The organism is Ideonella sp. P3_A4, from assembly GCF_056403075.1.
The window spans coordinates 1-7,562 of record NZ_JBFUGE010000295.1; the positions used below are offsets into that span (position 1 = coordinate 1).

At 65.8% G+C, this 7,562-nt stretch carries 8 protein-coding genes and 1 pseudogene; 7 read left to right on the plus strand and 2 right to left on the minus strand.

Going from position 1 to position 7,562, the window contains the following annotated elements:
• The first annotated feature begins 10 nt into the window (after positions 1-10).
• On the plus strand, positions 11-178 hold the full coding sequence (locus tag AC1DYI_RS21765; RefSeq protein ID WP_477206228.1) for a TOBE domain-containing protein: 168 nt from the start codon (positions 11-13) through the stop codon (positions 176-178).
• A gap of 24 nt (positions 179-202) precedes the next feature.
• Here the strand turns inward: AC1DYI_RS21765 and AC1DYI_RS21770 are convergent, their stop codons facing one another.
• Positions 203-643, minus strand: coding sequence for a PilZ domain-containing protein (locus AC1DYI_RS21770; RefSeq protein ID WP_477206221.1), 441 nt, complete (start codon positions 641-643; stop codon positions 203-205).
• A gap of 277 nt (positions 644-920) precedes the next feature.
• Here AC1DYI_RS21770 and AC1DYI_RS21775 point away from each other — a divergent pair, with 277 nt between their 5' ends.
• The 6 genes and pseudogenes from AC1DYI_RS21775 (at position 921) to AC1DYI_RS21800 (ending at position 7,083) form a co-directional block, all read left to right on the plus strand.
• Positions 921-1,310, plus strand: coding sequence for an MAPEG family protein (locus AC1DYI_RS21775; RefSeq protein ID WP_477206222.1), 390 nt, complete (start codon positions 921-923; stop codon positions 1,308-1,310).
• Between the two features lie 40 nt (positions 1,311-1,350).
• Entirely contained in the window at positions 1,351-2,346 is a 996-nt protein-coding gene (locus AC1DYI_RS21780; RefSeq protein ID WP_477206223.1) for a transporter, read from the plus strand.
• Positions 2,347-2,499: 153 nt separating this feature from the next.
• Entirely contained in the window at positions 2,500-3,624 is a 1,125-nt protein-coding gene (locus AC1DYI_RS21785) for a hypothetical protein (RefSeq protein WP_477206224.1), read from the plus strand.
• A gap of 66 nt (positions 3,625-3,690) precedes the next feature.
• Positions 3,691-4,865: pseudogene (locus AC1DYI_RS21790) on the plus strand (toxic anion resistance protein).
• A 20-nt stretch (positions 4,866-4,885) separates the two neighbouring features.
• Positions 4,886-6,457, plus strand: coding sequence for a vWA domain-containing protein (locus AC1DYI_RS21795; RefSeq protein ID WP_477206225.1), 1,572 nt, complete (start codon positions 4,886-4,888; stop codon positions 6,455-6,457).
• Positions 6,454-7,083: a hypothetical protein gene (locus tag AC1DYI_RS21800; RefSeq protein WP_477206226.1), complete on the plus strand. Its 630-nt coding sequence runs from the start codon at positions 6,454-6,456 to the stop codon at positions 7,081-7,083. The genes AC1DYI_RS21795 and AC1DYI_RS21800 overlap by 4 nt, the downstream gene beginning before the upstream one ends.
• Before the next feature lie 9 nt (positions 7,084-7,092).
• Here AC1DYI_RS21800 and AC1DYI_RS21805 read toward each other — a convergent pair whose 3' ends face one another.
• The gene (locus tag AC1DYI_RS21805) at positions 7,093-7,308 is read right to left on the minus strand and encodes a hypothetical protein (protein WP_477206227.1); all 216 of its coding nucleotides are present in this window, start codon (positions 7,306-7,308) and stop codon (positions 7,093-7,095) included.
• Positions 7,309-7,562 lie beyond the last annotated feature (254 nt).

Sequence of the window (7,562 nt, forward strand, 5' to 3'; positions counted from 1 at the left end):
GGCCGAATACCTGGGCGACTCGACGCTGGTGCATCTGCGTGTGCCCGGCGTGTCGAACCTGCTGACCGCCCGTGCCAACGGCGGCATCGAAACGCTGGCCGCCGGTGCGCCGGTCAGCCTGGTGCCCGAAGCCGACAAGGCCATCGCGTTCGACGCTCAGGGTTGCCTGGTCGCCTGACGCGTTCGCCGGCCTGTCGCGGCGCTACCGAACGCTCACCAGCAGGCAACGTCGCCAGGTCGGTGAAGTGAGACTCTGCGGAAAAGCCGCCACGATCTTGCTCATCGACGCGTGCGGGCGGTCGAACGAGAAGCCGTGAAGGTGGGTGTGGTGATTGACCGCACGTGACCAGATGCGCGTGGCAGCCACGACGCTGTGAATGCGGGCCCCGTCGTCCTTCAGCAGCTTGATTTCAAAGCGCTTGCCCGGGATGGGGCCGTCGTCCCCCGTCAGGACTTGCATGCCGCCGAGGCTGGCGTCGACGATGAGCCCAGCATGGCCGTCATGGCCTTCGGGCTTGAAGACCCAGACCGGCAGATGCTCATGGTCTCGCGCGACCAGGAAGTACTGAACCCGGGCGTGCTTGCGGTTTTCGCGTGGCGCCGTCGCGGCGCTCGGGTCATCGGGCAGTGTGATCGGAGACAAATCGTCAGGCATACAAGAGGCGACAAGAGGCGACGCCGCCAGAACGCGGTGGTGTGTCGGCCGACTCTGCTTGGCGATTGCGACGGTCCCGTGACGAAAACCGGCGGCCTGCCACGGCGGCTGCGCTTCCTGTGCCGTCTGTCACGCCTTCAGTGGGTGAGTTCGAAACGCTGGCAAGGTACACCGTGTCTTGGAAAGACGCTATCGTTCGGGCCGCCGCGGCTGGCGTGTCCTGATGGACGGGCCTGCAGGCCCCCCACAAGGATAGACGCTGACCATGAAAGTCGTGACGCTGTACGCCGGCCTGCTGGCCCTGCTGTTTGTCGTGCTCAGCGTTCGCACGCTTCGCATGCGGCGCCGCCTTCGAATCGCGATTGGCGATGGCAGCGATCAGCAGATGCTGCGTGCCATGCGGGTGCATTCCAACTTCGCCGAATACGTTCCGCTCAGCCTGCTGTTGCTGTACCTGGTCGAAGAGAGCGGGGCGACCCCTGCGAACATGCATGCATTGGGTGCAGCGCTGCTGATCGGGCGCTTGTTGCATGCCATCGGTGTGAGCCAGGTCGACGAAAAGTATTGGTTTCGCATTGCCGGCATGGCTCTGACACTCACGGTGCTGTTCGCGGCTGCGACGCGATTGCTCTATGGGTACGCCGTTGGCCGATAGGCCATCCCAATCCACCGAGACACCAGGACAGCGCATCGCCATGACCCCGATCTACGGCCCCGTCGAGCATGGCCTGATCTGCGGCTACCTGTTCCGGCAGGGTGGAAAGGGCACGCCCATCGACCTGGCGCAAGCGAAGCAGTGGCTGGAGCAGTCCTCGGACGACGGGTTCGTCTGGCTGCATTTCAGCCTGACCGATGCATCCGCCGAGCGCTGGATCCAGACGAACCTGCCGGTGCCGCCAGAGTACTTCGTGGCGCTGCATGAAGGCTCGAGATCGACGCGCATCGAAGACGCCCAAGACGCCCTCATCGCCGTTGTCAACGACGTGGCCTATGAGTTTTCCTTTGATCCGTCGCAGATCGCTTCGCTGTGGGTCTGCGTGACGGMGCGCATGGCGATCAGCACCCGCGTGCAGCCACTGAAGTCGATCGACACCTTGCGGCGGTCTGTGAACGACGGAGCCGTGTTCGCCTCCAGCGTGGCGCTGCTGAACCACCTGATGCACGACCAGGGCGACGTGCTTGTGCGGATCGTTCGCGAAGCCACGCTGAAAGTCGATGCCATCGAGGACGGTCTCCTGCACGGGCGCCTGAGGCACCAGCGCAGCGACCTTGGCCAACTGCGGCGGGTGTTGGTTCGCCTGCAGCGCTTGCTGGCGCCCGAGCCGGCTGCATTGTTCCGACTGCTGAGGCAGCCGCCGCCCTGGGTCCAGCCGCATGACCTCGATGAGATGCGCCAAGCGACCGAAGAGTTCTCGATGGTCATTCGCGACATGGCGGCGCTGCAAGAGCGCATCAAGCTGCTGCAGGAAGAGATGGCGGCGCGGGTTGGCGAGCAGACCAGCAAGACCTTGTTCACGCTGACGATGGTGACCGTGTTGGCACTGCCCATCAACATCGTCACCGGCTTCTTCGGCATGAATGTGGGTGGGGTGCCGCTGGCCGACAGCCCCTACGGTTTCCTGACCATGGTGCTGATCGTCGTGGTGTTCACCGGCGTGGCGGCCTGGCTCGCCTTTCGGGGGCGCGACTAAGAAGACCCCCGGGACCGGGCTGGGCCCAGCGCATCAGCGTGCTTTAGCGCTGTCGCCAACGGCCCGCCGTCGTCACGGTGGTGTCATCAAGGCTTGGTACCTTTCGATCGCCTTGTGAGCTCCCCTCTCAGGGAGCGAGGCGATGGAGGGGGAATGGAGCTACGCAAAGTCGTTGCCCCCCTGCTCGCGATGGCGCTGTTGAGCGCGGTGGGCGGAGGGATCTGGTACTCAAACAGGGAGCTCGGACAAGAACGAGCCCAACAAGCGGCCATAGATGCCGACAGGCGCCAGCAGGTCAGCCTCAAGGGCGTGATCGGCTCGGAGAAGGAAGCGTTTTTTGCCGACCCCAAGGTTCAGGCAGCGCTGGCCCGGCAGGGCTTGACGGTCACCGTCGACAAAGAAGGCTCGCGAACCATCGCCGGGCGCTTCGACCCGAAGCGCTACGACTTCGGATTCCCATCCGGCGCGCCCGCCGCGGCGCAGCTGAAGCAGGCGGCCCGAGCAACCAACACCTACACACCGTTCTACACCCCGATCGTGGTGGCGAGCTGGAAGCCCGTCGCCGAGATCCTGGTGGCCAACGGTGTCGCGCGTCAGATGCCCAGCGGCCACTACGAGCTCGACCTGAAAGCGCTGCTGGCCCTGAGCGAGAAGAACACCCGCTGGCGTGACCTGAAAAGCAGCGCGGCGTTTGCCACCGGCAAGTCGGTGCTGCTGGCCTCCACCGACGTGCGCAGTTCGAACAGCGCGGCGATGTACCTCGCACTCGCGAGTTATGTCGCCAACGGCGAGCAGGTGGTGCAAAGCGCCGAAGAAGCCGACCGGGTGATGCCGGTGACGGCACCACTCTTCCTGCGCCAGGGCTACCAGGAATCGTCCACCGCCAGCCCGTTCGAAGACTACCTGGCGCTCGGCATGGGCAAGGCGCCGCTGCTGGTGGCCTGCGAGTCGCAGATGGTCGAGTTCTGGCTGCGCCACCCCGACCGGGCCAGGGGCGACATGGTGATCCTGTACCCGCACCCCACGGTGTACTCCAAGCACGTGCTGGTGCCTTTCACACCCAACGGCGAACGGCTCGGCCGCGCGCTGGACGGTGACCCCACGCTGCGCCAACTGGCCCATGACTACGGCTTTCGCACTGCGGGCGACGAGAAGGGCCCCGAGCTCTGGCGCCAGCGCGGCGTCGACGTGCCCGACATCCTGGTCGACGTGGTCGAGCCGCCCAGCCACGAAGCGCTGGAACGAATGATCCACGCGATCGAGCAACGATTTCAATGAAGAGGGAAGGAGAGAACCATGAGTGAAACGACAAACAGCATCACCGCAACCCCGTCGGCCGACTTCATGCTGGAGCCGCCGCGGCCCGTGGCCGCGGTGCCGGTGGAATCGGCCAGTGGCCGCGTGCGCCTGAAAGCCGAAGACCTGCTGGCGCTGGATACGCAGGTGCACGGCTTCATCGACCAGGTCACCGCGCACGACGTGCAGTCGCCGGAGTTCAAGGCCGCCGTCGAGCGCATCCACGCGATCGGCAACCAGGACGTCGAAGCCTCGGCCTCGGTGTCGAACCGCCTGCTCGAAAGGCCGGTGCGCACGCTGAACAACGGGCTGTTCGACCAAGGCTCGACGATCGGCAAGGGCCTGATCGACCTGCGCCGCACGATCGAAGACCTCGACCCTTCGCGCCAGGACGACATGTTCCAGCCGCGCAAGCTGCTCGGGCTGATCCCCTTCGGCAGCCGGCTGATGGACTACTTCGACCGCTACCGCTCGTCGCAGTCGCACCTGAACGCGATCATCGAGTCGCTGCGCCACGGCAAGGACGAACTGCTGCGCGACAACGCCGCGATCGAGCAGGAGAAGGCCAACCTCTGGGGCCTGATGGAGCGGATGGAGAAGTACGTGCACATCGGCAAGAAGCTGGATGTGGCGCTCGACGCGCAGGCCAGCCAACTCGACGTGACGGATCCCGACAAGGCTCGCGTGGTGCGCGAAGAGATGCTGTTCTACACCCGCCAGAAGGTGCAAGACCTGTTGACGCAGATGAGCGTGAACATCCAGGGCTACCTCGCGCTGGACGTGGTGCGCAAGAACAACCTGGAGCTGGTCAAGGGCGTCGACCGTGCGACCACCACCACCGTCTCGGCGCTGCGCACCGCGGTCATCGTGGCCCAGGCGCTGGCCAACCAGAAGCTGGTGCTCGATCAGATCGGGGCGCTAACACGACGACCGGCAACCTGATCGCCGGCACCAGCAGCATGCTGCGCGAGCAGGGCACGGCAATCCACCAACAGGCGGTGTCGGCCACGATCAACATCGACCAGCTCAAGCAGGCCTTCCAGAACGTCTACGCCGCGATGGACGCGATGGCCGACTACAAGCTCAAGGCGCTGGCCTCGATGCAGACCACAGTCGACACGTTGACCCACGAGGTGGGCAAGGCCCGAACCTACCTCGACCGGGTGAGGCAGCAAGAGTCGGCAACAGCGCTGCAGAGCAACCCGAGCGAGGTTCGGCTGTGAAACCGGCCGGCCCGCTGAACATGAAGTGGGCGCCCGTGCGCTGGGTGGTCGCGCTGGGCGTCATCTGCATCCTGGCCAGCTGCAGCAAGCGCGAGCCGCCCGAGGCCCAGGCGGCAACGGCCGACCCGGCTGTGTTCTCGATCCTGGCCGGCTCCGAGTTGAAGGACTTCGCGCCCGCGATGGAGCAGGCCGCGCGTGCCGCCGGTGTCGAGGTGCGCCTGACCTACGCCGGCACGCTGGACATCGTCGAGCGTGTGACAGCCGGCGAGAAGTTCGACGCGATCCTGCCGCCCAACGGTGCCTACCCCACGCTGGCCCTGGCGACGCAGCCGGTGGCGCGCGAGAAGCTTTTCTACTCGCATGTGGCGCTGGGGGTGAAGCAAGCCAAGGCAGCAGAGCTGGGCTGGGACAAGAAAGCGCCTGCGTGGTCTGACGTGGCGAAGGCGGCCGGTGCCGGCAAGCTGCGCTACGCGATGACCAACCCGACCGCATCGAACACCGGCATGAGCGCCTTGTTCGCCGTGGCTTGCGCCGTGGCCGGCAAGTCAGAAGACCTGCGTGCGGAAGACGTGGATGCGGCCGCGCTGAAGGCCTTTCTCGCCGGCCAGCAGTTGACGGCCGGCAGCTCCGGCTGGCTCGCGGATGCCTTCGTCAAGGAATCAGCCCGGCTGGATGCGATGGTCAACTATGAGGCGGTGCTGCTGCAGACCAACGCGARGCTGGCGCCGGCCGATCAGTTGCGCGTCATTTACCCGCGTGATGGCGTGATCTCGGCCGACTACCCGCTGATGCTGATGAATGCAGCCAAGCGGGCGCCCTACGACAAGCTGGTGCAGGCGTTCAAGGCCGCGGCCTTCCAGCGCGAAGCCTTGCCGGCTGCCTACCTGCGGCCGGTGAACCCCGAGGCGACACCGGCCGAAGCATTGCCGAAGACGGTGGTCTCTGAGCTGTCGTTCCCGAACCGGCTCGAGGTGATCGATGCGGTGCTGTCGGCCTACCAGAGCGACTGGCGGCGCCCGTCGACCTCGATCCTGGTGCTCGATGTCAGCGGCTCGATGTCGGGCCAGCGTCTGTCCGGCATGCGCGACGCGCTGCTGATCCTCGGCGGCGCTGACCTGAGCCGCGCCAGCTCACGCTACGCGCGCTTCCAGGAGCGCGAGCGCGTGGTGCTGATCACCTTCTCGGACAAGGTCTCCAACCCCAGCTGGGTGACGTTCGACAGCGGCCGCGGTGAGGCTGGGCGCAAGCAGGTGCGCGACTTCGCCTCGGCGTTGAACACCGATGGCGGGACGGCGGTGTACTCGGCGCTGGCGCAAGCCGAGCAGGTGGCCGTGGCCGAGACCATGCGCGACCCCGACCGCTTCGTCAGCGTGCTGCTGCTGACCGACGGCGAGAACAACGCGGGTCTGTCGTTCAACCGTTTTCGCGAACAGTGGCAAGACAAGAAACCGGCGCGTGTCTTCCCGATCCTGTTCGGTGAGGGCAACGTGGACGAGATGAAGTCACTCGCCGACCTGACCGGCGGCCGCACCTTCGACGCGCGCAAGACAGCGCTGGCCCAGGTGTTCAAGGAAATTCGGGGCTATCAGTGACCCCACGCCCCTGGAAACTGCGCAGCCTGCTGTTCCTGTACAGCAATGCAAACATCGTCGGCTGCACGCTGGCACTGGCCGGCCCCGCGTTGCTGTTCGCCGGGCTGATCGGGCCACTGTGGCTGCTGATCACCGCTGCGCTGTATGCAGCGGGCTTCTTGTTGGCGCCGCGAGCACCTGAGCTGGAACGGCGCATTGCCGACACGCTGGGCGTTGACGAAACGCTGGCGCAACTCGACCGCGTCATCGCCCAGGCCCGACCGCATCTGAGTGACGAGCTGACGGTTCACCTGGACGGTGTGCGCGGCTCGGTGGTCGAGGTACTGCCGCGCCTGGTGGGGCAGGGCACCGGGTCGGCCGACCTGTTCACGGTGCGCGAAACCGTGCTGCGCTACCTGCCCGAGTCGCTGGCCAACTACGTGGCGCTACCGCCGGCCTTTCGCGGTGCGCATGTGCTCAAAGATGGCAAGACGGCGCGGCAACTGCTGGGCGATCAGCTCGCGCTGCTCGACGCGAAGCTGCGCGAGATCGTGGCCAACGTGGCTTCGAGCGACGCCCAAGCGCTGCTGGCCAACGGCCGCTTCCTCGAAGCCAAGTTCCGCCCGGTCGACTTTCTCGCGGCCTGAAGCGCTGGTTCAGGCCAACTCGCCCCAACCGGTCGCCACGCGGCGGTAGTGCCCGTCGGCATCCAGCTCGTCGGCTGACACTTCGCGCTCGGTGCCTTCGATGACTTCGCCGCGCAATTCGGCGATGGCTTCACGTGTTGCCTTGAAGGGCGCGACGCTTGGCATCTCCGAGTGGCCCTCGTAGAACCGGAAGCTGAACACACAAATCGTTTCGTCGTCGTTCATGGCGCTGCCCTCATGAATCAGGGTTGTCGAACAAGCTTCAAAACTGCCGCTGTTCGGCGCGGCTGGCGTCGGCGCGCGAATACTAGCGGCATGCCTTTAGGTGACCAAAGTCGAGGTGCTTTTCACTTCGTGGCATGCCCTGGGGGAGGTTGGAGCACTGCGCTTTGTAAAGGTCGTGGCGGCAGGGCGGCGGCGGTGCCCCCGTTCTCCGGCCCACGCTCGCGGGGCACGGTCGCGACGCGCGAAGAGCATCC